This is a genomic window from Acidovorax sp., from assembly GCF_046291265.1.
In the GTDB taxonomy this organism is placed as follows: Bacteria; Pseudomonadota; Gammaproteobacteria; order Burkholderiales; family Burkholderiaceae_C; genus Acidovorax.
The window spans coordinates 42,241-67,366 of record NZ_JBKBTV010000024.1; the positions used below are offsets into that span (position 1 = coordinate 42,241).

A 25,126-nucleotide genomic window follows, 5' to 3' on the forward strand; every position below is an offset into this window, starting at 1 on the left:
GTCTCTAGCGCTTATTCCATAAGCGCTGGTAGCTATCAAATTTATAGTTTTTTTTCTTCTGTTCTGTATTCCATGACGTTCTCTGTGTCCCCCTCTTTCCGCCTCCGCCGCACGTTGTCCCTGGCATTGGGCGTGGCCGCAGCCGCCGCTTTGGCGCCGCAATTCGCTTTTGCGCAGCAGTTTCCGACCAAACAAGTGCGCATCATCAGCCCCTTCCCCGTAGGCGGTGGCCCCGATGGTGTGGCTCGCCTGGTGGCGGAAAAACTGTCCCGCGCCTGGGGCACGGGTGTGATCGTGGAAAACCGCCCGGGCGGCAACGGTTTCATCGCCATTGACGCGTGGAAGCGTGGCGCCAAGGATGGCCACGACCTGCTCATCCTGGACAACGTGCACCTGGCCGCCTACCCCAGCCTGTTCAAGAAGCTGCCCTACAACGTCGACAAAGACTTCGACACGCTGCTGCCCCTGTTCAAGACGCACTTCTTCTTCACCGTGGGCACGGGCAGCAAGTACAAAACCGTGGGTGACATCATTGCCGACGCCAAGGCCCACCCCGGCAAGCTGAACTACGGCTCTTGGTCCGTCGGCAACCCGGTGCACCTGGGCTCGGAGCTGTTCGAGTCCGCCACCGGCACGCAGATGGAGCACGTGATCTTCAAGGAGACTACGCAGCTCTACACCTCGGTGTCCACCGGCGAGATCGACTTTGCATTGGGCAGCGCCGCCACCGCCGGGCCGCTGTACCGTGCGGGCAAGCTGCGCTTGCTGGCGTTTGCAGGGCCGCAGCGTTCCGCCGAGTTTCCGGACGTGCCCACCGTGGCCGAATCGGGCGGCCCCAAGGACTTCGCCGTCACGGGCTGGAACGCCATTGCCGTGCCCCCCGGCCTGCCCGCCGCCGTGGCCGACAAGATCCGCAAGGACATCGAGCAGGCCCTGGCAGGCCCCGAGGTGGCCGAGAAGTTCAAGACCTTCGGCTACGAGCAGTTCCCCACCACGCGCGCGCAGTTCACGCAGTTCGTCAAGGACGAGAGTCAGCGTTTTGGCGACGTGATCCGCAAAGCCAACGTTTCATTGGATTGAGCGAGCAAGGAGCACGCAGCATGAGCGAATTCACCAAGACCCCTGGTTGGCTGGACTGGTATGCCGGTCCCAGTCAACCCCGCTTTCAGGTGCCCGCAGGCGCTGTGGACGCGCACTGCCACGTGTTTGGCCCTGGCGCAGAGTTTCCCTACGCCCCCGAGCGAAAATACACGCCGTGCGACGCGAGCAAGCAGCAGCTGTACGCCCTGCGCGACCACCTGGGTTTTGCGCGCAACGTGGTGGTGCAGGCCACCTGCCACGGCGCGGACAACCGCGCTATGGTCGATGCGCTGGTGCACTCCGGCGGCAAGGCGCGGGGCGTGGCCACCGTCAAACGCTCGGTGACCGATGACGAGCTGCAGGCCATGCATGCCGCCGGTGTGCGCGGCGTGCGCTTCAACTTCGTGAAGCGCCTGGTGGACTTCACGCCCAAGGACGAGCTGATGGAAATTGCCGCGCGCATCCACAAGCTGGGCTGGCACGTGGTGATCTACTTCGAGGCGGTGGACCTGCCCGAGCTGTGGGACTTCTTCACCGCCTTGCCCACCACTGTGGTCGTGGACCACATGGGCCGCCCCGATGTCGCCAAGGGTGTGGACAGCGAAGAGTTCGCACTGTTCCTGAAATTCATGCGCCAGCACCCCAATGTGTGGAGCAAGGTGAGCTGCCCCGAGCGCCTGTCCGTGACCGGGCCCAAGGCTTTGAGTGGCGAGCAGAACGCCTACACCGACGTGATCCCGTTCGCGCGCAAGGTGGTCGAAGAGTTCCCCGACCGCGTGCTGTGGGGCACCGACTGGCCCCACCCCAACCTCAAGGACCACATGCCGGATGACGGGTTACTGGTCGATTTCATCCCGCACATTGCGCCCACCGCCGAGCTGCAGATGCAACTGCTGGTGGACAACCCGATGCGGCTGTATTGGCCCGAAGAAGTGGAGGTGAAATAGCCATGGCACTCGACAAGCCTTACCTGGACGTGCCCGGCACGACCATCTTCGACGCAGAGCAAAGTCGCAAGGGCTACTGGCTCAACCAGTTCTGCATGAGCCTGATCAAGGCCGACAACCGCATCCGCTTCAAGGCCAACGAACGCGCCTACCTCGACGAGTGGGCCATGACCGAAGAGCAAAAGTTGGCGGTGCTCGCGCGCGACCTGAACTGGTGCATTCGCCTGGGCGGCAACATCTACTTTCTGGCCAAGATCGGTTCGACCGACGGCAAGAGCTTTCAGCAGATGGCGGGCAGCATGACCGGCATGACCGAAGAGGAATACCGCAACATGATGATCAACGGTGGCCGTTCGGCCAACGGCAACCGCGTGATCGGCGAAGACGGCGATGCGCAGGCGCACCGTCAGCCGCAAGGCCAAGGCCAGGTGCTGCCGCAAGCCGCAGCGGTAAAGAAAGGAACTTGACCATGGCCAAAATTACCGCGTCCGTATTCACCTCGCATGTGCCCGCCATCGGCGCCGCCATGGACCTGGGCAAGACGCAGGAAGACTACTGGAAGCCCGTGTTTGCAGGCTATGACTTTGGCAAGCAGTGGATCAAGGACCACCAACCCGACGTGATCTTCCTGGTCTACAACGACCACGCTACCGCCTTCAGTCTGGACATGATCCCCACCTTTGCCATCGGCACGGCGGCCGACTACGAAGTGGCCGACGAAGGTTTTGGCCCGCGGCCCGTGCCCAGGGTCATCGGCCACCCCGACCTGGCCGCGCACATCGCGCAGTCGGTCATCCAGCAGGACTTTGACCTGACCATCGTCAACAAGATGGCGGTGGACCACGGCCTGACCGTGCCTCTGTCGCTGATGTTTGGCGAGCAAGACCCGGTCAAGGGCGCCTGGCCCTGCCCGGTGATTCCGTTTGCGGTCAACGTGGTGCAGTACCCCGTGCCCAGCGGCCGCCGCTGCTACAACCTGGGCCAGGCCATCCGCAAGGCGGTGGAGAGCTACGACGAAGATCTCAACGTGCACATCTGGGGCACGGGTGGCATGAGCCACCAACTGCAGGGCCCACGCGCCGGGCTCATCAACAAAGAGTTTGACAACGCCTTCCTCGACAAGCTCATCAGCGACCCCGAAGCCGCCGCCAGCATCCCGCACATCGACTACGTGCGCGAAGCGGGCAGCGAAGGCATCGAACTCGTGATGTGGCTCATCGCGCGTGGTGCCATGGCCGATGTCGCCGGTGGCAAGCCGCCCAAGCTGGCGCATCGCTTCTACCATGTGCCCGCGTCGAACACCGCGGTGGGCCATTTGATTCTTGAGAACACCTAAAGGACACATCCATGACCATCAAAGTCGCACTCGCAGGCGCTGGCGCCTTCGGCATCAAGCACCTGGACGGTATTAAAAACATCGACGGCGTCGAAGTCATCTCCCTCATCAGCCGCGACCTGGCCAAGACCCAGGAAGTGGCCGACAAGTACGGCATACAGCACGTGACCACCGACCTGGCCGACGCTCTTGCCATCAAGGAAGTGGATGCGGTGATCCTGTGCACCCCCACACAAATGCACGCCGAGCAGACCATTGCCTGCCTGAAGGCGGGCAAACATGTGCAGGTCGAGATCCCGCTGGCCGACAGCTTGAAGGGCGCGGAGGACGTCGTGGCCATGCAGAAGCAGACCGGTCTGGTCGCGATGTGCGGCCACACCCGCCGCTTCAACCCCAGCCACCAGTACGTGCACCACCAAATCCAGAAGGGCGCTTTCAACATCCAGCAGATGGATGTGCAGACCTACTTCTTCCGTCGCACCAACACCAACGCGCTGGGCCAGGCCCGCAGCTGGACGGACCACCTGCTGTGGCACCACGCCGCGCACACGGTCGACCTCTTCGCCTACCAGGCCAACAGCCCCATCGTGCAGGCCAACGCCATCCAGGGCCCCATCCATCCCACGCTGGGCATTGCGATGGACATGAGCATCCAGCTCAAGGCCGCCAACGGCGCGATCTGCACGCTCTCCTTGAGCTTTAACAACGATGGCCCGCTGGGCACGTACTTCCGCTACATCGGCGACACCGCCACGTACCTGGCTCGATATGACGACTTGTTCAACGGCAAGGACGAGAAGATCGACGTGTCGAAGGTGGACGTGTCGATGAACGGCATCGAACTGCAGGACCGCGAGTTTTTTGCCGCCATCAAGGAAGGCCGCGAGCCGAACGCCAGCGTGGGCCGGGTGTTGGCGTGCTACCAGGTGCTGCATCAGTTAGAGCAACAGCTCAACGCAGCCTGATTTCAGGTCAAATTGGCCTCTAGCGCTTATCCAATAAGCGCTAGCAGCTATCAATTTTATACTGGCGGGGCTCGTATCACCCCCCTCAACCAGGCCTTGGGCGCGACGATGCGCCCCCTGGGGCGGCTCAGCCTGCCGCCACCCGCTGCCCCGGCGCAATGGTGGGCGGCGACGCATTGAGCGTCTCGATCGCAAAGCCCGCCGCCGCCTTGTAGCGGGCCATGAAGCCCTCGCGCTCTTCGCGTGGCAGCACGTCGTCGATGTGGTCAAACACACCGCCGCAGCGCTCGTCCACCAGCCCCAGCAGGCCAAAGGGGCCAGCGCCCCGGTTGCGCAGCACCAGCGCCGAGATGTCCTTGCACAGCTTGTCGTCATAGGCGCGCAGCGCCTGGGCGCCCACGCCATGTGCAATCAATTGCGCCCCCAGCACGCGCGCATCCACGATGGCCTGGCTTGCCCCATTGGAGCCCACGGGGTACATCACGTGCGCCGCATCGCCCAGCAGCGCCACGCGGCCATCCACCCAAGTGGGCACGGGGTCGCGGTCGATCATGGGGTACTCGAAGATGTCCGTGGCGCCGCGCAGCAGGGCGGGCACGTCGAGCCAGCTGTAGTTCCAGCCGTCAAAGTGGTGGCTGAACTCCTCCAGCGCCACGCGCCGGTTCCAGTCGCCCTGCTGCCAGCCGCCCTGGTTGTCCACCGTGATCTCGGCGATCCAGTTGATGGTGGCCAGGCCCGTGGCCGGGTCGGGTGGCGTGATGGGGTAGAACACCACGCGGTGCCGCTGCGAGCCCACGCCCACGAACGAAGCGCCCGTGCGCACCGGCACCCCCGGTGTGGTGCCCCGCCACATGATGGCGCCGCCCCACTGAATGGGCGGCTGCGTGGGGTGCATCTGCGCCCGCACGGCCGAGTGCAGGCCATCGGCGGCAACCAGCAGCGAGCCCGCCACCTCCCGCCGCTCACCGTCGCGGGTCTCGATGATCGCGGTCACGCCATCGGCATCCTGCCGGTAGCCCACCACCCGCTGCCCCAGTTGCACGGCATCGTCGCCCAAGCGCTCTTTCACGGCATTGAACAGCATCATCTGCAACTGCCCCCGGTGCACCGAATACTGGGGCCAGTGGTAGCCCGCCTGCAGGCCGCGTGGCTCGGCGTACACCTCGTTCCCGTTGCGGCCCACCAGCGCCCATTCGCGCGCCTGCAGGCCAATGGTGTCCAGCACATCGTTGCCAAACCCCAGGTCGTGCAGCTCCCGCACGGCGTTGGGCTGCAGGTTGATGCCCACGCCCAGCGGCTGAAGCTCTGGCACCGATTCAAAGACGATGCAGGGCACGCCGATCTGGTGCAGGGTGAGTGCGGTGGCCATGCCACCGATGCCGCCGCCGGCGATCAGCACGGGGCGGGGGGAAGAGGTGTGGGAAGTAGTAGGTGCGCCGGACATGCGGAGATTGTCCATGCAATGGCTGGCGAGGCTGCAACAACGACGTCCCGCTGGGGACGGTTTTCCGCTACATCGGCGACACCGCCACGTACCTCTCGCTGCAAGACCGTGAGGTCTTTGCTGCCATCCCCGTGGGACCTAAAATGCGCCCCACTGCCTACTTGCTGCCTGAACTTATGGTTCGGCAAATTTTGTTCCCTTCATCCACAGGCTCGTGCTGGCTTGATGCCGCGCCCAGCCCAACTCCCAAACCCATCTATGCCCGCGACCGAAATCACAGTGACTGCCGCTGGCAAAGTGGCAGGCTTGGACATGCTGATCCCTACCGGGCAAGAAGGCGCGTACTTTGAGCACATCCAGGACTGGCTCACCGCCAAACTCCAGGCGAAGAAGGCCGTTCGGGATGTGAGCACGCAGGTGCTGGTGAAAGGCATCAAGCAGTGGGCCGCCTTCGAGGAAAAGGCGGGCTCCAAGAAGACCCTGATCGTTTTCAAGATCACCTAGCTTGGGGCATTCAGATAGTCAGAGTCACAGCTATGCGGTAGGGAAGTAAATGGAGCATCAGAAGCTAGCCGACTACGCGCGGTTCGGTCGATTTCTTGACGGATCCGCCGCGCTTGACAGCGATGTTGCCTCGCTGCTCAGTGAAGGCCAGAACATTTCATCGGCCCGCCATGTAGTCACCATGGGGTTCTGTCGGGCGGCGCTCGAACACGCCGTCAGCCAGCGTGTACTTCTAGGAGCTGGCCACCACGGGACGGCTCTGGCCTTGGTGCGATTGCACTTCGAGACTACTGTCCGCGCCGCTTGGGTTCAGTTTGGAGCGACGGAAGACTGGGTTAGCAGGTTCACTCAGCCTGTGCCGGTCGGGAGTTTGAACGAACCCACCTTAGGCCCTCCCATACCGTCAATGCTGGATTCGATTGAGGTCCGCGCTCCAGACATGGCGCTCGAGTGCAGAAGGCTTTACCAAACAGTGAAGGTCATGCACTCGTTTGTCCATGGCGGCGCCCACCTGGTGACACATGCTCTTCGTGGTTATCCAACCGACAAGCTAGTCGAGGTGCTGCGCAACCGAAATCTTCTGTGTCTCATGCTGTGCAATGTAATCATCGGTAACTCGGGCAAGGCGGAACTTTACGGGACTGTCGGGCGCTTGTCGCGTAAACACGTGGAGGTTATGCCGCCCCCGTTGGCGTGAACGTTAGCGTTGTCCGAGCCTTGACGTAAGCTTGTCCCATGCAACAAAGAACCCTCGGACCTTTCTCCGTCTCGGCCATCGGGCTGGGCTGCATGAACCTCTCGCACGCCTACGGCGCGCCTGTCTCTGCCGAGCAAGGCGAGCGTGTGCTGCTGGCCGCGCTGGACGCGGGCGTGACGTTGTTCGACACCGCCACGTTGTACGGCTTTGGCGCCAACGAAACGCTGGTGGGGCGTGTGATGAAGCAGCATCGCAGCCGCTTCACGCTGGCCAGCAAATGTGGCTTGCAGGGCGTGGACGTGAGCGGCGACGGCAAGTTGGTGCGCGTGATCGACGGGCGTCCCGACACCTTGCGAAAAACCTGCGAAGACAGCCTGCGCCGCCTGCAGACCGATGTGATCGACCTGTATTACCTGCACCGCTGGGACAAGAGTGTGCCGATTGAAGAAAGTGTGGGCGCCTTGGGTGAGCTGGTGCGGCGCGGGCACATTCGCACGGTGGGTCTCTCCGAAGTGTCTGCCGTCACACTGCGCCGCGCGCATGCCGAGTTTCCGATTACCGCGGTGCAGACCGAATATTCGCTGTGGACGCGCAATCCCGAGATCGCCGTGCTGGACGCCTGCCGTGAGCTGGGCGTGGCCTTTGTGGCCTTCAGCCCAGTGGCGCGCGGGTTTCTGTGTGGTGATCTGACCGATGTAGCCACGCTAGACGCCAAGGACATCCGCCGCGCCATGCCGCGTTTTGCGCCCGATACCTATGCGGCCAATCTGAAGTTGCTGGACGGCTACCGTGTGATTGCGCGCGATGTGGGCTGCACCCCCGCCCAGCTGGCGCTGGCGTGGCTGCTGCACAAAGGCGAGCACATCATCCCCATTCCGGGCACCACCAGCGTGGAGCATCTGCACGATGACCTGGGTGCTGTGAATGTGCAGCTGGATGCAGGCACCATGGCGCGGCTGAATGCGCTGATCAACGAGCGCACGGTGGTCGGCAACCGCTACACGGCGCAGAGCGCGAGCGAAGTCGATACCGAAACGTTCGAAGACCGCGCGGCGTAAGCGGCGCGGTCCTCGGCTCTGCATAGTGCAGAGTTAGATGGCTGAGATCAGCAGACGCTTTGGGCGTCCGCTGTCGGGCCGTTCGGGATCAACGGCCGCGCAGGTTGCCCTTTTCATCGGCAATCACGATCTCCACGCGGCGGTTCATTGCACGGCCTTCGGGCGACGCGTTGTCAGCCACGGGGTGGGCCTTGCCATAGCCGCGTGCGGTGATGCGGCTGGTGTCCACGCCACGTTGCACCAGTGCGTCACGCACGGCCTGGGCGCGGCGGTCTGACAGTTCCTGGTTGTAGCTGTCACCGCCGACGCTGTCGGTGTAACCCTCAATCAGCATCTTGCGGTCTGGGAACTGCTTGAGGAAGTTGGCCAACTTGTCCAGGCGCGGGCCGGCCTGGGCCGACAGCTCGGCCTTGTTGAAGGCAAACAGCACATCGCCCAACGTGACCAGCAGGCCACGTTCGGTTTGCTGGGCTTCCATGTCACGCAACTGCGCTTCCAGCGCACGCACGCGGTCTTGCGCGGCGTTGGCCTGGGCCATGGCGGCGGTCGCATTGGCCTGTTGTTGCGCAGCGCGTTGCTCGGCGCTCATGGCCTGTTGCTGGGCCATCTGCGCGTTGCGGGTTTGCGCGTCAGCGCGCAGGCGGGCGGCATCGGCCTCCTGGGTGCGTGCCTGCAGGCGGATGCGGTCTGCTTCGCTGCCTGCTTGCTTGATGTTGGCATCCAGCTGGCGAGCGCGGGCCGTGTTGGTCGCGATCTCGGCACGTTGGCGTGCAACGTAGGCCAGATGATTGGTCTCGGACGTGTCGCGGTCGTCAGCCCACACACGGTCGGCCTTGGCAAGCGCATCGGTGGCTTGCTTGAGTTCCAGCTGTGCGTATTGGTTGACGGCGGGGTCTCCCGCTGCGGTACTCACTGCGGTGCGTGCTTCTTCCAGCGCGGGCGATGGGGTGGTGCTGGCACAGGCGGCCAGCAGGCCTACGGCAATCAGGCTGGTGCAAAGGGCAGTGGTTCGGTGAAAAAAGGGATGCATGGTGTGGTGTTCCTTGAAATGGGGGCGGATCAGTCGCGGGGCCTCAACACCGTTGGCGTGAGGCAGGGCAAGGTGGGGCGGTAGCCCGCGTCCTTAGCGGGGCGACCGGCGATTGATTTCTTCTTGCAAAGCGCGGATACCGTCTTGCACCTGCGCGAGGTTGGCTGCATTGCTGGCGGCGTCGGCGCGGGTCTCAGCCACGCGGGCGTCCACTTCGGCTTCAGCGGCCAGGCGGCGGGCAGACACGTAGTCCTCTGCGGTCATGGCCTTTTCTGCCAACACCAGCTTTTCGCGTGCGCGTTGCATTTCGACCGGCGCGCTGGTGGCAACGGCAGGCGCTGCGGCCACGCGGTTGACGGTGGTGCGGGTCACCGCCATCTGCTCGGTGGGCGCGGGTGTGGAGGAACAGGCGGCCAGTGCGCCCAGTGCGAGGACCGCTGCGGCGGTACGGATCAGTGCGGATGAATGCATGGTGTTGTGGACTCCTCTGGGGGTTGTGAGATGAGCCGCTCCGAGAACTCGGGCGGGTAACCAGAGCGTGTTCTGGTGTCGCTCGATTGTTGGGGCGCACACACATCACACGCGTAGTCCCTGCCTCTGTATGCCTGTGGGGTATGTCTTACGAAGATTTGCATTTGTCAGAGGGCTGGTGGACTTAGCGCGAAGCCCACCGCGTTGGAATGAGCGGGAACTCTCACTGCCACTGTGTCTCGATCAAAGGGCCGCGCCACCACAACGCCAGCTCTTTGTGTGCGCGTATGGGTCGGGCAATGCTTCTCTGGGCTGCGCGCGGTTCCCTCATCGCACACCGAGTCGTCGCTGGCGTCTCGCACTCACATTCATCACCGATCACCCATCACCACTACACAACGAAGAGGAGAGTTTTCGCATGCAGCCATCTACCTTTCTCACCTGGGTCCAGGAGAGCACCTTTGCGGGCGTGCCGCTGTGGAGCCTGCTCGTCGCACTGACGGCCATGGCGGCCACCTACGTAGTCATTCTTGCGGTGCTGTATCTGGTCACGGGGCGTGCGAAGGTGTGGGCGACACAGTCGCAGAGTGCTGCGGCGATGACGGTGTTGCAGGTGCTGGAGGGAACCAGCCGCTTGCTCATGTTCTTGGTGGCGGTGCTCGTGGGGGCGAGTTTTCTGGAGCTGCCCGGTCGCTGGTCAGGCCGCGTGAGTCAGCTGTGGTTTGTGGCGGTGGCCGTGCAGATGGGCCTGTGGGGCATGCGCGCCATTGGCATCGGCGTGCAGCGCTATCTGGCCCGTCACAGCTCCACCGGCATGACACAAGTGGGTGCGTCCGCAACCCTCATGTCGTGGGGGCTGCGCACGCTGCTGTGGAGCGTCATCTTCCTGGCGGTGTTGTCCAACCTGGGGGTGAACATCACGGCGTTCGTCGCCAGCTTGGGGGTGGGTGGCATTGCGGTGGCGCTGGCCATGCAGAACATTCTGGGCGACCTCTTCGCATCGCTGGCGATCGCGGTGGACAAGCCGTTTGAGGTGGGCGACTTTGTGGTGGTGGGCGGCGTGGCGGGAACGGTGCAGATGATTGGCCTCAAAACCACCCGCATCCGAAGCCTGCAGGGTGAAGAGGTAGTGATGTCCAACACCGACCTCTTGAAGCAGACCATCAACAACTACCGCCCGATGACGGAGCGCCGCATTGTGTTCGCGTTTGGCGTGACGTACGACACGCCGGTAGACAAAGTGGAAGCGATCCCCGGCGTGGTGAAGCGCTTGGTAGAGGCCGAGCCCAAGGCGCGTTTCGACCGCGCACATTTCAAGTCGTTCGGCGACAGCTCGCTCGACTTTGAGGTGGTGTACATCGTCAAAGACCCGGCCTTTGGTGTTTATATGGACTTGCAGCAATCCATCAACCTGGGCCTGATGCGGGAATTTGCGGCCATGGACGTTGGGTTTGCCTTCCCCACCCGCACCGTGCACATTGCCAGCGCTCCTGCGGCACCACCCGGGGTCGCAGCGCCAGCGGCGTAGGTGCTGCAGCGCTCAGTAGTTCTCCAAAAAGTAGAGGGTGACTTCGCGGCAGCCCGTGTCTTTGCCATCCACAGGGCCTCCGATGGAAATGCTGGCAGCCGCCACATCGTCATGGCTGCAATGCGTCGAACGTTCCACAACGCCACCCAAAACGCGAAGATCGCCATCCGTTGTGCAGGAGAGTGGGGACAACGCAGCGGTGTGCTGCTGCAGCACTTCAGCCAGCGCGGCGGTGCTGCCGTAGCGCATGGCGACATAGGGCGAACTCACGCCATCGCGCCCCTTCCATTGCCAAAGCTGCGGGCTGCACGCTTGGACCGTGTGAGCCACAGACCGGATACTGCTGGGCACACCAAGGATGTGTTGGATCGAACCCTGTTCGACCTCGCCTGCCTCAAACAACATGACCGCGGCTGCGACCCCGGCGGCCCAGGTCAAAAGCGGCGCAAGAACCAACGCGGAAGCCACAGCGAGTGTTTTGCGTCGTGGAGTCATGGTGTGGTCGTGGTGTTTGAAATGGCTATTGGAGCGGCCATCGACAAAAAAAGGCCGACTGCCCTTGTGGGGAAGTCGGCCTGAACGGGTAGTTGCAGTCTTAGCGCTTCTTCAACTTCTTCTTCGAACTCTGTGGGGACATTACTTACTGGGAAACGACGCGCACCATCTCCAGGCACTTGTTCGAATAACCCCATTCGTTGTCGTACCAGCTGACGATTTTCACGAACGTACCATCGAGGGCGATGCCTGCATCCGCATCAAAAATCGAGGTGCGGGTGTCGCCACGGAAGTCAGTGGCGACTACCTTGTCTTCGGTGTAGCCTAGCACGCCCTTCAGTGCCCCTTCAGATTGGGCCTTCATCTCTGCCTTGATTTCGTCGTAGGTCGCCGCTTTTTCCAGCTCCACGGTCAGGTCCACCACCGACACATCGGAGGTGGGCACGCGGAACGACATGCCGGTCAGCTTCTTGTTCAGCGAGGGGATCACCACGCCCACCGCCTTGGCAGCGCCGGTGCTCGAAGGAATGATGTTTTCCAGAATGCCACGTCCGCCGCGCCAGTCCTTGTTCGACGGGCCGTCCACCGTCTTTTGTGTGGCAGTGGCCGCGTGCACGGTGGTCATCAGGCCGCGCTTGATGCCCCACTTGTCATGCAGCACCTTGGCCACGGGGGCCAGGCAGTTGGTGGTGCACGAGGCGTTGGACACGATGGCCTCGCCCTTGTAGCTGGTGTGGTTCACGCCGTACACAAACATCGGCGTGTCGTCCTTGGAAGGGGCCGAAAGAATGACCTTCTTGGCGCCTGCATCCAGGTGCTTTTGCGCGGTGACCTTGTCAAGGAACAGGCCCGTGGACTCGATCACCACGTCGGCGCCGACTTCGTTCCACTTGAGATTGGCCGGGTCGCGTTCTTGCGTGAGGCGAATCTTCTTGCCGTTGACGATCAGCGTGTTGCCTTCCACCGAAACTTCGCCCTTGAAGCGGCCGTGCACCGAGTCGTACTGCAGCATGTACGCCAGGTACTCAGGCTCCAGCAGGTCGTTGATGCCAACAACTTCAATGTCGCTGAAGTTCTGGATGGCCGAGCGCAGCACATTGCGGCCGATGCGGCCAAAGCCGTTGATACCAATCTTGATCGTCATAGGGAGCCTCTTCAAAGTTGCAAAGTCGAAATAAGGAATCTGCCAGTGCGCGCCCGCTGCAGCAGGGGGCGCGCAGCGGGCGGGAGGAGTCTCAGTGGGCCTTGGCCTTGGCCTTGCTGGCCTTCTTGGCGGGTTTCAGGCGAGCGGCGCCGATGGCAACCAGCACGGCTTCAGTCACGTTCTCTTCCGTGAACCCAAAGTGCTTGAACAACACAGGCGCTGGGGCGGATTCGCCGTAGGTGTCGATGCCGACCACGGCAGCGCAGCCGTATTTCCACCAGCCATCGGTCACGCCCATTTCCACAGCCACGCGGGGCACGCCAGCAGGCAGCACGCTGCTCTTGTACTTGGCGTCTTCGCGGTCGAACGTGGTCGTGCTGGGCATGGAGACCACACGCACGGCGATCTTCTTGTCGGCCAGCAGGCGCTGGGCCTTGAGGGCCAGCTGCACTTCAGAGCCGGTGGCAATGATCACGGCCACGGCCTTCTTTTTGATGCCGACGTCAGCAGGCTCAGACAGCACGTAGGCGCCGCGCGAGATGTCGCCCAGGTCGCGCTTGGGCGCGTAGGGCAGGTTCTGGCGCGACAGGGCCAGCACGGTAGGCTTGTCGCGGTTGGACAGGGCCACGCTCCAGGCCACGGCGGTTTCGGCCGTGTCACCGGGGCGCCACACGTCCAGGTTGGGGATCAGGCGCAGGCTGGCCACGTGTTCGATGGACTGGTGGGTGGGGCCGTCTTCGCCCAGGCCGATGGAGTCGTGCGTGAACACATGGATCACGCGCTGCTTCATCAGCGCCGCCATGCGGATGGCGTTGCGGCTGTAGTCGCTGAAGGTCAGGAAGGTGCCGCCGTAAGGGATGAAACCACCGTGCAGCGCGATACCGTTCATGATCGCGGCCATGCCGAATTCGCGCACGCCGTAGTTGATGTGGCGGCCACCGATCTTCTGGCCCTCTGACACTTCGGTTTGCACCACGCGGCCTTGCATGTCAAAGCGCAGGTTGGGCGTGCTCTTGGTGTTGGTGAGGTTGGAGCCGGTCAGATCGGCGCTACCACCCAGCATTTCAGGCAGGGCGGCGGTGAAGGCTTCCAGCGCCAGCTGGCTGGCCTTGCGGCTGGCCACGGTTTCGCCCTTGGTGTGGGCGGCGATGACGGTGTCCACGGCCACTTGCGCAAAGTTGGCGGGCAGGTTGCCCTCCATGCGGCGCGTGAGTTCGGCCGCCAGTTCGGGGTAGGCCTGGCTGTAGGCCGCAAAGCGTTCGTTCCACACCGACTCGAAAGCCTGGCCATTGGCCTTGGCGTCCCAGTCTGCGTACACGTCTTCAGGGATTACGAATGGCTCGCTGGCCCAGCCCAGGGCTTCGCGGGTCAGGGTGATTTCTTCAGCGCCCAGGGGCTCGCCGTGTGCCTTGGCGGTGTTGGCGCGGTTAGGGCTGCCCTTGCCGATGTGCGTCTTGCACACAATGACGGTGGGGCGCTCGGTCTGCTTCTTGGCTTCTTCAATGGCGGCATCGACCTTGTCGGCATCATGGCCGTCGATGGGGCCAATCACGTTCCAGCCGCTGGCCACAAAACGCAGGGGGGTGTTGTCGGCAAACCAGGGGGCGACCTGGCCGTCGATGCTGATGCCGTTGTCGTCGTACAGGGCGATCAGCTTGTTGAGCTTCCAGGCACCGGCCAGCGAGATCGCCTCCTGACTGATGCCTTCCATCAGGCAGCCGTCGCCGAAGAAGGCGTAGGTGTGGTGGTCCACCACGGCATGGCCTTCGCGGTTGAATTCGCTGGCCAGCAGTTTTTCAGCCAGTGCAAAGCCCACGGCATTGGTGATGCCCTGGCCCAGCGGGCCGGTGGTGGTTTCCACGCCTGCGGTGTAGCCCACTTCAGGGTGGCCGGGCGTCTTGCTGTGCAGCTGGCGGAAGTTCTTCAGTTCGCCCACTGGAAGGTCGTAACCTGTGAGGTGCAGCAACGCGTACAGCAGCATCGAGCCGTGGCCGTTGCTCAGCACAAAACGGTCGCGGTCAAACCACTGGGGGTTGGTGGGGTTGTGCTTGAGGTGGCGAGCCCACAGGCCCACGGCCATGTCGGCCATGCCCATGGGGGCGCCGGGGTGGCCGGAGTTGGCTTGTTGAACTGCGTCCATGGCCAATGCGCGGATTGCATTTGCCATCTGTTGGGATTGCTGGGTGTTGGCCATGGGGGGAGTGTTCAGGGGTGGAAGATTCGGGGGAAACCCGGCATTTTACCGGCCCAGCCCCACACTGCCTTTGCGCGGTCTGCGCCGCTGCGTGCGGGGCCTGCGATGCACTACAGTGCGGGCCATGCAAGGACTGCACCTCACCGCCGATCTCCATGGCTGCCGCTGCGCCCCCGCTTGGTTGCTGGATGCGGCCGCACTGGGCCGTGCCTGCACCCACGCCGTGCGCGCTGCCGGGCTGCAGGCCGTGGGGCAGCTGTTTCATGAGTTTCCGGCCACAGCGCACGGCCCCGGTGGGGTGACTGCTACTGTTTTGTTAGCAGAGTCGCACCTGTGTGTGCACACCTGGCCCGAGCAGCGCGCCGTTACGCTGGATGTGTATGTGTGCAATTTTGGAGCCGACCACTCGGGCAAGGCGCGGGCCCTGATGGACGCTTTGCTGGCCTTGTTCGAGCCTACGACGGTGCATCGCCAGGCGCTGCAGCGGGGTGCCGTGAAAGAGGAGCCGCAATGAATGCTGTCGCACCTGCCTGCGCCCAAGTGCCCGCGCTGCTGCTGGCCGCAGGCCGCGGCGAACGCATGCGCCCGTTGACCGACACCACACCCAAACCGCTGCTGCGCGTGCAGGGCCAGCCGCTGCTGCAATGGCACCTGCAGGCGCTGCAGGCGGCGGGCGTGGACCAGGTGGTGATCAACACTGCATGGCTGGGTGAGCAGATCAGCGGCCATTTTTCAGGTGTTTTTGGCCTCCAGCCCTTATTGAATAAGCGCAAGCAGCTATCAATTTCATACTCGCATGAAGGGTTGGACTTTGGCGGCGCGCTGGAAACCGCCGGCGGCATTGCGCGCGCGCTGCCTGGGCTGGGCCCCGTGTTCTGGTTAGCGGCGGGGGACGTGTTTGCCCCTGACTTTGTGTTCGACAGCGACGCCGTGCGGGCTTTTGTCGCCAGCGACCATCTGGCCCACCTGTGGCTGGTGCCCAACCCCGCGCACAACCTGCAGGGCGACTTTGGCTTGTCTGCCAGTGGCTTGGCGTTGAACCTGCCTGCAGACGACCCCGCGCCACGCTACACCTACAGCACCATCGCCTTGCTGCGCGCCGGGCTTTTTGCGCCGCCCTGGTGTGACATCCCGGCGGGAAACCCCGACGGCATCCAGGCCGCGCTGGCGCCGCTGCTGCGCCGTGCCATGGACGCAGGCCGCGTCTCTGCGTCGCGGTACACAGGGCGGTGGACGGACGTGGGCACGCCGGAGCGGTTGGCGGAACTGAACCGTTGAGCGGCTGGGGCCGCTGAAGGCGCCTGCCGCACCTACTTCAACGGCGGGACAGCGGTGGGGCGATGTGCAGGTTCCAGGGCAATGGCCGGGCCGTTCTCGCAGCTGCGAAACAGCCATTGGCTGGGCAAAAACCGGGCATCCGGTCCATCCGGTGCGGGCTTGCCGACCTCGGCTTGCACGTCATAGGGCACGTGGGGCACCTGGAACACCGCCATCTGCCCTTTTTTGCAAGCCATGCCGGAAATGACCGTGTTGGGCACCCAGCTCTGGCTGGCGCTGTCATAGCGGTACATCGGACCCAGGCGCTGGTCCTGTGCCAGCTCCACCCGCATCGGCAAGATCTGCAGCGCACTGGCCCACACCCCGGCGATCTCCACCGGCTGCGCAAAACGCACGGCTTCCAGCCCGTGCAGCGCTACGGGGCGCTGGGGCTCGCCTTTATCGAACGGGTCGCGGCGGTTGATGAGGCTACCTGCGGGGATGAGAATCTCGCCGTACTGAAAGTCCTGTGGCAGCACAAACCGTTCGCGGCTGGCGCGAACCGCCGCACTGTCCTGCCACGCCTGCTGGGCACTGTGCGACAGGTAGAACCGCATACCGAGCCCCACATCGCACACTAGGGTGGCGGCAATCAGCACCTGCAGTGCGCGGGGGTTGAGCAGCCACTTCTGCGGGACATCGATCCAGCGCTCATACACCGCGTAGATCAGTAGTGCGCTTGTCAACACCAGACCGAGCATGGGCAACAACGTGGACAGAAGGAAGTTCAGCAGGGTGGAGAAGAAGGCAGACATGGTGTGCAGAACAAGGTGGCGTTGCAGGTCCGGAACAAGGGGGCGAGGCGGCCAGGGCGTCAGGCGCCAAACCAGGCTCAGAGTCTGCCACGGCGCACCCCGCAGCCATCCGCATCGCGGGCGCAGCCGGTGGGTCGGCCAGGGCTGCGGCCCGACGCCGGGTCTCAACGCGGAGAAGCGCGACGGAAATCACCCACACGCAGACTGCCCGCCCCCGGTTGGGCCCAAAATGCGCGGATGAGCCCACAGACCTCCCTCTACGCCCAGCGCCGCGCCCGCCTAGCCTCCCTGCTTGGTGAAGGCGGTATTGCCATCATTCCCACCGCGCCGCTGCACCCGCGCAACCGGGACACCGACTTCCTGTACCGCCACGACAGCTACTTTTATTACCTGACCGGTTTCTCCGAGCCCGGCGCGTGCCTAGTGATCGGGCACGACGGCCGCAGCACCCTGTTCTGCCAGCCCAAAGACCTGGAGCGCGAAATCTGGGATGGCTACCGCCTGGGGCCCGACGCAGCCCCTGCAGCGCTCGGTGTGGATGCCGCGCATGCCATCACCGAGCTGGATGCCAAGCTGCCCCGCCTGCTCGAAAACCGCAGCCGTGTGTGGTGCCCCTTTGCCATCCACAGCGGGCTGGCTGCGCGGGTGGAGGGCTGGCTGAACGCCGTGCGGGCCCGCGTGCGCTACGGCGCACTGTCCCCCGCAGCGCAAAACGACCTGTGCACCCTGCTGGATGAAATGCGCTTGATCAAGGATGCGCATGAACAGGACATCATGCGCCGCGCCAGTGCTATCAGCGCGCAGGCACACATCCGCGCCATGCAGCGCTCGGCCCGCATGCTGCGCGCCGGCGAGGACGTGCGCGAATACCATCTCGACGCTGAATTACTGCACGCGTTCCGCGAGGCAGGTTCGCAGTACCCGGCCTATGGCTCCATCGTGGCTGCGGGTGCAAACGCCTGCGTGCTGCACTATCAGGCCGATGCAGCGCCCGTGCGCGATGGCGAGCTGGTGTTGATCGATGCGGGCTGCGAACTGGACGGCTATGCCAGCGACATCACGCGCACGTTTCCTGCCAACGGCACATTCACCGGCCCACAACGTGCGCTTTACGACCTGGTGCTGGCCAGCCAGGATGCGGCGGTGGCCGCCACCAAAGCGGGTGCCCGCTTCAACGACCCGCATGACGCCACGGTGGCGGTGCTGGCGCAAGGCATGCTCGACCTGGGTCTGCTCGACCGCAACAAGGTGGGCACGGCGCAGGACGTGATCGACAAGCGCGCTTATTTTCAGTTCTACATGCATCGCACGGGCCATTGGCTGGGCATGGACGTGCACGACTGCGGCAGCTATGTAGAGCCCGGCGAAGTCGGCCAGGTGAGCGAGCGCAAAGACCCGCTGTCGGGCGAGACCATCACCAACCGCCCCAGCCGGGTGCTACGCCCGGGCATGGTGCTGACCATCGAGCCGGGCATTTATGTGCGCCCCGCCGAGGGCGTGCCCGAGCAGTTCCACAACATCGGCATCCGCATCGAAGACGACGCCATCGTGACCGACACCGGCTGTGAGCTGATCACGCGGGGCGTACCGGTCAAGGCCGATGACATCGAAGCGTTGATGCGTGCCTGAGCGTGCGCAATGACACACCGGCTTCGATGACAAAGACCCAGGCGAAGGATGGCGCTGCGGCCGCGGCTGCGGTGGCGACCCCGTTGCAGCCATCGCCGTGGAAACTGGGCGGCGCCCTGTGGTCGCTGGGCATGCCCGGTGTGGTGGCTGTGGTGTGGGCCTTGCTCCCGCCGCTGAGGGCCAATGAGGCGCTGTTGCCGGTGCCTCTGTGGACGGTGGCGCTGCTCAGCGTGTTGCAGACGGCGGTGCTGCTGGCACTGGCCGTGGCGGTGGGTGCGTGGCTGGCGCCCCGGGTGGGTTTGCAGGCGCCCGCGATGTCGGCCTGGCTGACCGGCAAGTCCATCGGCCCTGCGCTTCGTGCCCAGATGCTGCCGGGCATGCTTGGGGGTTTAGCGGGCGCCGCATGGTTGTGGGCGTTGTCCCTGGTGGCGCCTGCACCGCTCCAGCCGTCAGACCCGGCCAGCGCCATGCCGCTGGTGGTCAAGCTGCTGTACGGTGGCATCACGGAAGAACTGCTGATGCGCTGGGGCCTGATGACCCTGCTGATGTGGCTGGCTTGGCGTGTGGGGCAACGCGGGCAGGGCCAGCCGGGGAAGGTGGTGGTGGCTGTGGCCGTACTGCTCAGTGCGGTGCTGTTTGCGGTGGCTCACCTGCCTGCCACACAGTCCATGGGCGGCGTGCTGACGCCGCAGATCGTGGCGTTTGTGCTGGTGGGCAACACGGCGTTTGGCCTGGTTGCTGGCTGGCTCTATGCGCGCCGTGGGCTGGAGGCGGCCATCATCGCGCACGTCCTGGCGCATCTGTTGTCGTATCCCATGCTGTGATTTTCGGCCCGCATGGATGCCGCACCGAAGGGGTAACTGGCATGTAACCGCTTCGTGTGAGAATCGAAATTCGATTGCATTCACCCCGAACAAGAGAAAGAGACAAACCCATGCCTACCCGCCGCGCCACCAAGATTGTTGCCACCCTGGGCCCCGCATCGAGCGACCCGGCCCTGCTGGAGGCGATGATCCGTGCGGGGGTGAACGTGGTGCGGCTGAACTTCAGCCATGGCAAGGCGCAGGACCACATCGACCGCGCTGCCAGCGTGCGCGCTGCTGCCCAGCGCGCGGGCCGCGAAGTGGCGATCATGGCCGACCTGCAGGGCCCCAAGATCCGCGTGGGCAAGTTCGCAGAGGGCAAGGTACACCTCGATCCAGGCGCCAAGTTTGTGCTCGACGCATCGCGCACCGAGCCCGGAGACATCGACGGTGTGGGCCTGGATTACAAGGAGCTGCCGCGCGATGTGAAGGCCGGTGACTTGCTGCTGCTCAACGACGGACTGATCGTGCTGATCGTGGATGCTGTGCGGGGCGAAGAGGTGCACACCACCGTCAAGCTGGGCGGTGAGTTGTCCAATAACAAGGGCATCAACAAAAAAGGCGGAGGGCTGACGGCACCGGCCCTGACGGCCAAGGACATGGAAGACATTCGCACGGCCATGAGCTTTCAGGCCGACTATGTGGCGGTGAGCTTCCCCAAGAACGCGACCGACATGGAAATGGCGCGCCAGCTGTGCAACGTGGCCGCGTCCGAGTACCGCCACAAGCCGGGCCTGATCGCCAAGATCGAGCGCGCCGAGGCGATCCCCCACCTCGAAGCCATCCTGCGCGTGAGCGACGGCATCATGGTGGCGCGGGGTGATTTGGCGGTGGAAGTGGGCAATGCCGCCGTGCCCGCGCTGCAAAAGAAGATGATCCGCATGGCGCGCGACCTGGACAAGGTCGTGATCACCGCCACGCAGATGATGGAAAGCATGATCACCAACCCCGTGCCCACGCGCGCCGAGGTGAGCGATGTGGCCAACGCCGTGCTGGACGGCACCGACGCCGTGATGCTGAGCGCTGAAACGGCCGCAGGCCGCTACCCGCTCGAAACCGTGGAAGAAATGGCCACCATCTGCGCAGCGGCCGAGGCAGCAGAAGACCCCCAGCTCGACGCCGACTTCACCGGCCAGACCTTCGGGCGCATTGACCAGTCCATCGCCATGGGCGCGCTGTTCACGGCCCACCACCTGGGCGCCAAAGCCATTGTGGCCATGACCGACAGCGGCGCCACCGCGCTGTGGATGAGCCGACACCGCATCCACATCCCCATCTACGCGCTCACCCCCAAGGTGGCGACGCAACGCAAGATGGCCATGTACCGCAACGTGCGCCCGCTGCTCATGGACACCAGCGCCGACCGCGACACCGCGCTGGAGCAGGCCGAGGGCCATCTCAAGAGCCGCAACATCGTGCAAAAGGGCGATGTCTACGCCATCACCTGTGGCGAACCCATGGGCGCACCTGGTGGGACGAACATGCTGAAAATCTGCGTGGCCAGCTGAAGCTTTTGCTCGTGCGGGTGATTTATAAGGGTGGCGCGACAGCGCCATCTCACGTGTCGGCGAGGGGCAATTGCCCGGGCGACCGGCGCTGAGAACGTGAGGCCAAGCGCGAACGCAGCGCCGACGCCAGCACGTCACACAGCCAGCCGGTGGTCCAGCAGATCCACCCCGTCCACAGCGTGTGGCTCATGAAATGCGCTCCCCGCAACTGCTGGGCGGCGCCCAGGGTGAATCCCGCCAGCAGCGCCCCAGCCAGCCACCAGCGCGCTGCACGCGGTTGGTGGCGGCGCAGCGCAAAATACCCGCCCACAAAGGCAAACCCGGCAGATGCATGACCGGCCGGAAAACACCGGCCACTGCCCCCGTCCAGCACGCCCAGCGCCCAGTGCGATGCGTAGCGCGCCACGCCCCCGAACTCCGCCAAGTCCCAGGGGCAGCTGGTGGTGCTGCGGTTTTTGGCAATGCTCACCATCGCCAACGCGATCAGGGCGCTGACCGCCATCTGCAGGCGCTCGTTGGCGTCCACGCGTCGCAGTATTCCCTGGGGCCACCACACACTCAAGGTGAGCAACACCACCATCAACCACCCCAGGCGACGCGCGCTCTCGTGGAGCACCTGCACAAAAAACCACTGATCCCGCATCGGAAACCCCGTGGCGTTGCCGAAGGCCCGGGCAAACGCCAAGTCCAGCCCGCCTGCGTCCCAGGCCACCACACACGCCAGGGCGCCCAGTGTCCAGAGGAGAAATCTGTGGCGGTGGGCAGATGGGGACAGCGGCATGCCGCCGATATTGCGTTTGCACACTTAACGCCGTCTTAATGGATACCGAAGCCCTCTCGCTGCGCGGCGACAATGTCCGTCATGCGAATACTCGTGGTCGAAGACGATGCAGGCATAGCCAGCGGCCTGCGAACCAATCTCCAGCAACGGGGCTATGCGGTGGACGTCTGTGATGGCGTGGCCAGTGCCTGGAGTGCGCTGCGCGCTGAGCGGTTCGACGCGGTGCTGCTGGACCTGGGCTTGGCCGATGGCGATGGCGGCGAGCTGTTGCGGAGGCTGCGGCTCAGTCCGGATGCTGCAGGGGCTTCGGCCACAGCGCTGCCCGATCCGTCCACGCCCGTGCTGATCGTCACGGCGCGCGACCAAGTGCATCAGCGCATTGCCGGGCTGGACCTGGGTGCTGACGACTATTTGCCTAAGCCCTTTGATGTGGACGAACTGGACGCTCGGCTGCGCGCCTTGCTGCGCCGCGCCGCCGGTCGCTCATCGCCAACGATCCGCCACGGCGATATCGAACTGGACCCCGCCACGCGCGTGGTGCGGCAAGGAGGCAGTGCGGTGGAGATGTCGCCCCGGGAGTTTTCCGTGCTGCTGGTGCTGCTCGAAGCCCGCGGGCGCGTGTTGTCGCGCCAGCAGATCGAAGAGCGGCTGTACAGCTGGGATGCGGCCATCGAGAGCAATGCGGTGGAGGTGCATATCCACCATCTGCGCCGCAAGCTGGGCAGCGCGTGCATTCAGACCATGCGGGGTGTGGGCTACTTCATGCCGCAGGAGGTTTCTCCGTGAGCGCAACCCCTACCATTGAGGGACTCGCGCGAATACGCCGCCCGTCGCTCACCCGGCAGCTCTTGTTGTGGTCGCTGGGGGCGCTGGCCGTGGTGTGGGGCAGTTTTGTGTTCATCGGCTACCAGACGGGCGTGCACGAAGCCGATGAGCTGACCGACGGGCACCTGGCCAGCGTGACCGCATTGCTGCTTAATCTGCGCGCCACGGAGGCTGTGGACGGGACTCAGGTGACGCAGCGGGTGCCTACTCCCTGGCTCAAATCGCATGACTACCAACAGTCGATCAGTGTGGCGCAGTGGGACGCCCAAGGCCGTCTCCTGTCCCACAGCGGCACATCCCCCGCGCCGCCGTTCACGGGGGCGGAGGGTTTTGCCGATCTCACGCTGGGGGCGCCAGCCACGGTGTGGCGCGGCTTCTCGCAGTGGGACGCCACCCGGTCCCGCAAGGTCATGGTGATGCTGGAACTGCGCGAACGCGACGAACTGGCCCAGGACATTGCGGAGCAGATGATCGAGCCGGGCCTCTGGCTGCTGCCGGTGGTGTCGCTTGCGCTGGGTCTGGCGCTGTGGCGCGGGCTGCGGCCGCTGTACGCGCTGTCGGCCGATGTGGCCGCGCTTGATCCGGCCAGCGCGCAGCGCCTGGCGTCCCGCCATGCGTGGAATGAGTTTGAGTCCGTCGTTGCTGCCATCAATACCTTGCTGGATCGTCAGCAGGCGGCGATGGTGAGCGAGCGCCGTTTGGCCAACGAAGTCGCGCATGAGCTGCGCACGCCGCTGTCGTCCATCGCGCTACAGGCCAGTGCGTTGGGCGGCGAAATGGACGCCGAGGCCCGCGCCCAGGCGGTGGCCCGCATTGGCCAGGACGCGCTGCGCGCAGGCCATGTGCTTAACCAGTTGCTGGCCCTCGCGCGCGCAAGCCGCGCTGAGCTGCATGAGGTCAAGGTGCCGGTCGACCTGGGTGCCCTGGCGCACACGGTGTGTGCCGACTACGCGCAGGCAGCGTGGCAACGGGGGGACGACATCGCACTGTCGGCACCGCCAGCGCTCAGCGTGTCAGGCCATGCGGTGCTGCTGGAGCTGGCGGCGCGCAATCTGGTGGAAAACGCGCTCAAGCACACCCCGGAGGGCACGCACATCGCCGTGCAGGTGGGCCGCTCGGGCACGGGAGTTGCTTGGCTGCAGGTGTGTGATGACGGAGCACGCGTGTCGGTCGACGGGCCCGCCGTGGCCGTGGCCCGCAACGAGGACAGCCTGCGCCTGGGGCATGAAATTCTGCGCCGGGTGGCCGACATTCATGGTGGTCACTTTGGCCCTGCGCCCGTATCCGCGCCCTTTACCACCTGCTACCGGCTGGATTTGCCCCAGCCCCCTGCCACGCCCGCCGGCTAAAATTGCCAGTTACCAAGCGGTTACCACCGCATTGCGGGGCTTACAGCGCCTCCCCCCATCCACCCTGAACGGACACCACGACCATGCCCCTCGTTTCGATGCGCGAACTGCTCGACCATGCCGCCGCCCACAGCTACGGCATTCCCGCTTTCAACGTCAACAATCTGGAACAGGTTCAAGCCGTGATGGCCGCTGCGGACGAAGTCGGCGCACCCGTCATCCTGCAGGCCAGCGCTGGCGCCCGCAAATACGCGGGTGAGCCCTTCATCAAGCACCTGATCCAGGCGGCTGTCGAGGCCTTCCCGCACATCCCGCTGGTGATGCACCAGGACCACGGCACATCGCCCAAGATCTGCCAGGGCGCCATCGACCTGGGCTTTGGCTCGGTGATGATGGATGGCTCACTGATGGAAGACGGCAAGACGCCGTCTTCTTTCGAATACAACATGGAAGTGACCCGCAAGGTGGTCGACATGGCGCACAAGGTCGGTGTCACGGTCGAAGGCGAACTGGGCTGCCTGGGCAACCTGGAAACGGGTGAAGCGGGCGAAGAAGACGGCATCGGCGCCGACGTGAAGCTCGATCACAGCCAGATGCTCACCGACCCTGAAGAAGCCGCCGTGTTCGTGAAGGCCACTCAGCTCGACGCCCTTGCGATTGCCATCGGCACCAGCCACGGCGCCTACAAGTTCAGCCGCAAGCCCACGGGCGACATCCTGGCCATCAGCCGTGTGAAGGAAATCCACCAGCGCATTCCCAACACCCATCTCGTGATGCACGGCTCCTCATCGGTGCCTGCTGAGTTGCTGGCGATCATTAACCAGTACGGCGGCAAGATGAAAGAAACCTACGGCGTGCCGGTCGAGGAGATCCAGGAAGCCATCAAACACGGCGTGCGTAAGATCAACATCGACACCGACATCCGTCTGGCCATGACCGGTGCGGTGCGCAAGTTTCTGGCTGAGAACCCCGAGAAGTTCGACGCCCGCGAGTGGCTCAAGCCCGCGCGCGAGGCCGCCAAAGCCGTTTGCAAGCAGCGTTACCTCGAGTTTGGCTGCGAAGGCCAGGGCTCCAAGATCAAGGGCCATAACCTGCAGGTCATCGCAGCGCAGTACGCTTCTGGCGCGCTGGCGCAGGTCGTGAACTGAACCTTGCTTCCTTCAAGGCGAAGCCCGGCTGCGTGATGCAGCCGGGCTTTTTTGTGGC

At 64.3% G+C, this 25,126-nt stretch carries 25 protein-coding genes; 17 read left to right on the top strand and 8 right to left on the bottom strand.

Going from position 1 to position 25,126, the window contains the following annotated elements:
* The first annotated feature begins 72 nt into the window (after positions 1-72).
* Genes ACK41V_RS11450 through ACK41V_RS11470 form a run of 5 tightly spaced genes read left to right on the top strand, consistent with a single transcriptional unit; the run spans position 73 to position 4,328 of the window.
* Positions 73-1,080: a Bug family tripartite tricarboxylate transporter substrate binding protein gene (locus ACK41V_RS11450; protein ID WP_409782197.1), complete on the top strand. Its 1,008-nt coding sequence runs from the start codon at positions 73-75 to the stop codon at positions 1,078-1,080.
* A 20-nt stretch (positions 1,081-1,100) separates the two neighbouring features.
* Positions 1,101-2,027, top strand: coding sequence for an amidohydrolase family protein (locus ACK41V_RS11455; protein ID WP_409782199.1), 927 nt, complete (start codon positions 1,101-1,103; stop codon positions 2,025-2,027).
* Between the two features lie 2 nt (positions 2,028-2,029).
* Positions 2,030-2,494 (top strand): protocatechuate 4,5-dioxygenase subunit alpha, encoded by a 465-nt coding sequence (ligA, locus tag ACK41V_RS11460; protein ID WP_409782201.1) that lies wholly within the window; start codon positions 2,030-2,032, stop codon positions 2,492-2,494.
* A gap of 2 nt (positions 2,495-2,496) precedes the next feature.
* On the top strand, positions 2,497-3,363 hold the full coding sequence (locus ACK41V_RS11465; RefSeq protein ID WP_409782204.1) for a class III extradiol dioxygenase subunit beta: 867 nt from the start codon (positions 2,497-2,499) through the stop codon (positions 3,361-3,363).
* An 11-nt stretch (positions 3,364-3,374) separates the two neighbouring features.
* Positions 3,375-4,328 carry a Gfo/Idh/MocA family oxidoreductase gene (locus ACK41V_RS11470; protein WP_409782207.1) on the top strand — a complete coding sequence of 318 codons (954 nt, stop codon included), beginning with the start codon at positions 3,375-3,377 and terminating at the stop codon, positions 4,326-4,328.
* A gap of 127 nt (positions 4,329-4,455) precedes the next feature.
* Here the strand turns inward: ACK41V_RS11470 and ACK41V_RS11475 are convergent, their stop codons facing one another.
* Positions 4,456-5,772 carry a flavin-dependent oxidoreductase gene (locus ACK41V_RS11475; RefSeq protein ID WP_409782210.1) on the bottom strand — a complete coding sequence of 439 codons (1,317 nt, stop codon included), beginning with the start codon at positions 5,770-5,772 and terminating at the stop codon, positions 4,456-4,458.
* A gap of 258 nt (positions 5,773-6,030) precedes the next feature.
* Here ACK41V_RS11475 and ACK41V_RS11480 point away from each other — a divergent pair, with 258 nt between their 5' ends.
* From ACK41V_RS11480 to ACK41V_RS11490, 3 genes are read left to right on the top strand one after another with little or no spacing between them, the layout of a single operon-like run.
* On the top strand, positions 6,031-6,276 hold the full coding sequence (locus ACK41V_RS11480) for a hypothetical protein (protein ID WP_409782213.1): 246 nt from the start codon (positions 6,031-6,033) through the stop codon (positions 6,274-6,276).
* Between the two features lie 49 nt (positions 6,277-6,325).
* Positions 6,326-6,973 carry a DUF6988 family protein gene (locus ACK41V_RS11485; RefSeq protein WP_409782215.1) on the top strand — a complete coding sequence of 216 codons (648 nt, stop codon included), beginning with the start codon at positions 6,326-6,328 and terminating at the stop codon, positions 6,971-6,973.
* 38 nt (positions 6,974-7,011) lie between these two features.
* Positions 7,012-8,031 (top strand): aldo/keto reductase, encoded by a 1,020-nt coding sequence (locus ACK41V_RS11490; protein ID WP_409782218.1) that lies wholly within the window; start codon positions 7,012-7,014, stop codon positions 8,029-8,031.
* An 88-nt stretch (positions 8,032-8,119) separates the two neighbouring features.
* On the opposite strand, the gene ACK41V_RS11495 is transcribed toward ACK41V_RS11490, so the two are convergent.
* Entirely contained in the window at positions 8,120-9,061 is a 942-nt protein-coding gene (locus ACK41V_RS11495; RefSeq protein ID WP_409782220.1) for an OmpA family protein, read from the bottom strand.
* A 93-nt stretch (positions 9,062-9,154) separates the two neighbouring features.
* A complete protein-coding gene (locus ACK41V_RS11500) occupies positions 9,155-9,532 on the bottom strand; it encodes a DUF4398 domain-containing protein (RefSeq protein WP_409782223.1) in 378 nt (125 codons plus the stop codon).
* A gap of 418 nt (positions 9,533-9,950) precedes the next feature.
* Between ACK41V_RS11500 and ACK41V_RS11505 the strand changes: the two genes are divergently transcribed.
* Positions 9,951-11,060 (top strand): mechanosensitive ion channel family protein, encoded by a 1,110-nt coding sequence (locus ACK41V_RS11505; RefSeq protein WP_409782226.1) that lies wholly within the window; start codon positions 9,951-9,953, stop codon positions 11,058-11,060.
* 12 nt (positions 11,061-11,072) lie between these two features.
* Here the strand turns inward: ACK41V_RS11505 and ACK41V_RS11510 are convergent, their stop codons facing one another.
* The 3 genes from ACK41V_RS11510 to tkt form a co-directional block, all read right to left on the bottom strand.
* Entirely contained in the window at positions 11,073-11,555 is a 483-nt protein-coding gene (locus ACK41V_RS11510; RefSeq protein ID WP_409782229.1) for a hypothetical protein, read from the bottom strand.
* 145 nt (positions 11,556-11,700) lie between these two features.
* Complete coding sequence (gap, locus tag ACK41V_RS11515; protein WP_409782232.1) at positions 11,701-12,699, bottom strand: type I glyceraldehyde-3-phosphate dehydrogenase; 999 nt, start codon at positions 12,697-12,699, stop codon at positions 11,701-11,703.
* A 91-nt stretch (positions 12,700-12,790) separates the two neighbouring features.
* Complete coding sequence (gene tkt, locus ACK41V_RS11520) at positions 12,791-14,893, bottom strand: transketolase (protein WP_409782235.1); 2,103 nt, start codon at positions 14,891-14,893, stop codon at positions 12,791-12,793.
* A 124-nt stretch (positions 14,894-15,017) separates the two neighbouring features.
* On the opposite strand from tkt, the gene speD reads away from it, so the two are divergent.
* The gene (gene speD / locus ACK41V_RS11525; protein ID WP_409782238.1) at positions 15,018-15,407 is read left to right on the top strand and encodes an adenosylmethionine decarboxylase; all 390 of its coding nucleotides are present in this window, start codon (positions 15,018-15,020) and stop codon (positions 15,405-15,407) included.
* Complete coding sequence (locus ACK41V_RS11530; protein ID WP_409782242.1) at positions 15,404-16,171, top strand: nucleotidyltransferase family protein; 768 nt, start codon at positions 15,404-15,406, stop codon at positions 16,169-16,171. The genes speD and ACK41V_RS11530 overlap by 4 nt, the downstream gene beginning before the upstream one ends.
* Before the next feature lie 32 nt (positions 16,172-16,203).
* On the opposite strand, the gene ACK41V_RS11535 is transcribed toward ACK41V_RS11530, so the two are convergent.
* Positions 16,204-16,965 carry a hypothetical protein gene (locus ACK41V_RS11535; RefSeq protein ID WP_409782243.1) on the bottom strand — a complete coding sequence of 254 codons (762 nt, stop codon included), beginning with the start codon at positions 16,963-16,965 and terminating at the stop codon, positions 16,204-16,206.
* 237 nt (positions 16,966-17,202) lie between these two features.
* Between ACK41V_RS11535 and ACK41V_RS11540 the strand changes: the two genes are divergently transcribed.
* The 3 genes from ACK41V_RS11540 (at position 17,203) to pyk (ending at position 20,965) form a co-directional block, all read left to right on the top strand.
* Positions 17,203-18,594 carry an aminopeptidase P N-terminal domain-containing protein gene (locus ACK41V_RS11540; RefSeq protein WP_409782246.1) on the top strand — a complete coding sequence of 464 codons (1,392 nt, stop codon included), beginning with the start codon at positions 17,203-17,205 and terminating at the stop codon, positions 18,592-18,594.
* 26 nt (positions 18,595-18,620) lie between these two features.
* Positions 18,621-19,418 carry a type II CAAX prenyl endopeptidase Rce1 family protein gene (locus ACK41V_RS11545; RefSeq protein WP_409782249.1) on the top strand — a complete coding sequence of 266 codons (798 nt, stop codon included), beginning with the start codon at positions 18,621-18,623 and terminating at the stop codon, positions 19,416-19,418.
* Positions 19,419-19,528: 110 nt separating this feature from the next.
* A complete protein-coding gene (pyk, locus tag ACK41V_RS11550; RefSeq protein ID WP_409782253.1) occupies positions 19,529-20,965 on the top strand; it encodes a pyruvate kinase in 1,437 nt (478 codons plus the stop codon).
* Positions 20,966-21,014: 49 nt separating this feature from the next.
* Here the strand turns inward: pyk and ACK41V_RS11555 are convergent, their stop codons facing one another.
* On the bottom strand, positions 21,015-21,746 hold the full coding sequence (locus ACK41V_RS11555; RefSeq protein ID WP_409782267.1) for a phosphatase PAP2 family protein: 732 nt from the start codon (positions 21,744-21,746) through the stop codon (positions 21,015-21,017).
* Positions 21,747-21,827: 81 nt separating this feature from the next.
* On the opposite strand from ACK41V_RS11555, the gene ACK41V_RS11560 reads away from it, so the two are divergent.
* The 3 genes from ACK41V_RS11560 (at position 21,828) to fba (ending at position 25,068) form a co-directional block, all read left to right on the top strand.
* Positions 21,828-22,532, top strand: a complete 705-nt coding sequence (locus tag ACK41V_RS11560) for a response regulator (protein ID WP_409782256.1) — start codon at positions 21,828-21,830, stop codon at positions 22,530-22,532.
* A complete protein-coding gene (locus tag ACK41V_RS11565; protein ID WP_409782259.1) occupies positions 22,529-23,920 on the top strand; it encodes a histidine kinase dimerization/phospho-acceptor domain-containing protein in 1,392 nt (463 codons plus the stop codon). Before ACK41V_RS11560 ends, ACK41V_RS11565 begins: the two co-directional genes overlap by 4 nt.
* 83 nt (positions 23,921-24,003) lie before the next feature.
* Positions 24,004-25,068 carry a class II fructose-bisphosphate aldolase gene (fba, locus tag ACK41V_RS11570; RefSeq protein WP_409782262.1) on the top strand — a complete coding sequence of 355 codons (1,065 nt, stop codon included), beginning with the start codon at positions 24,004-24,006 and terminating at the stop codon, positions 25,066-25,068.
* The last annotated feature ends 58 nt before the right edge of the window (positions 25,069-25,126 follow it).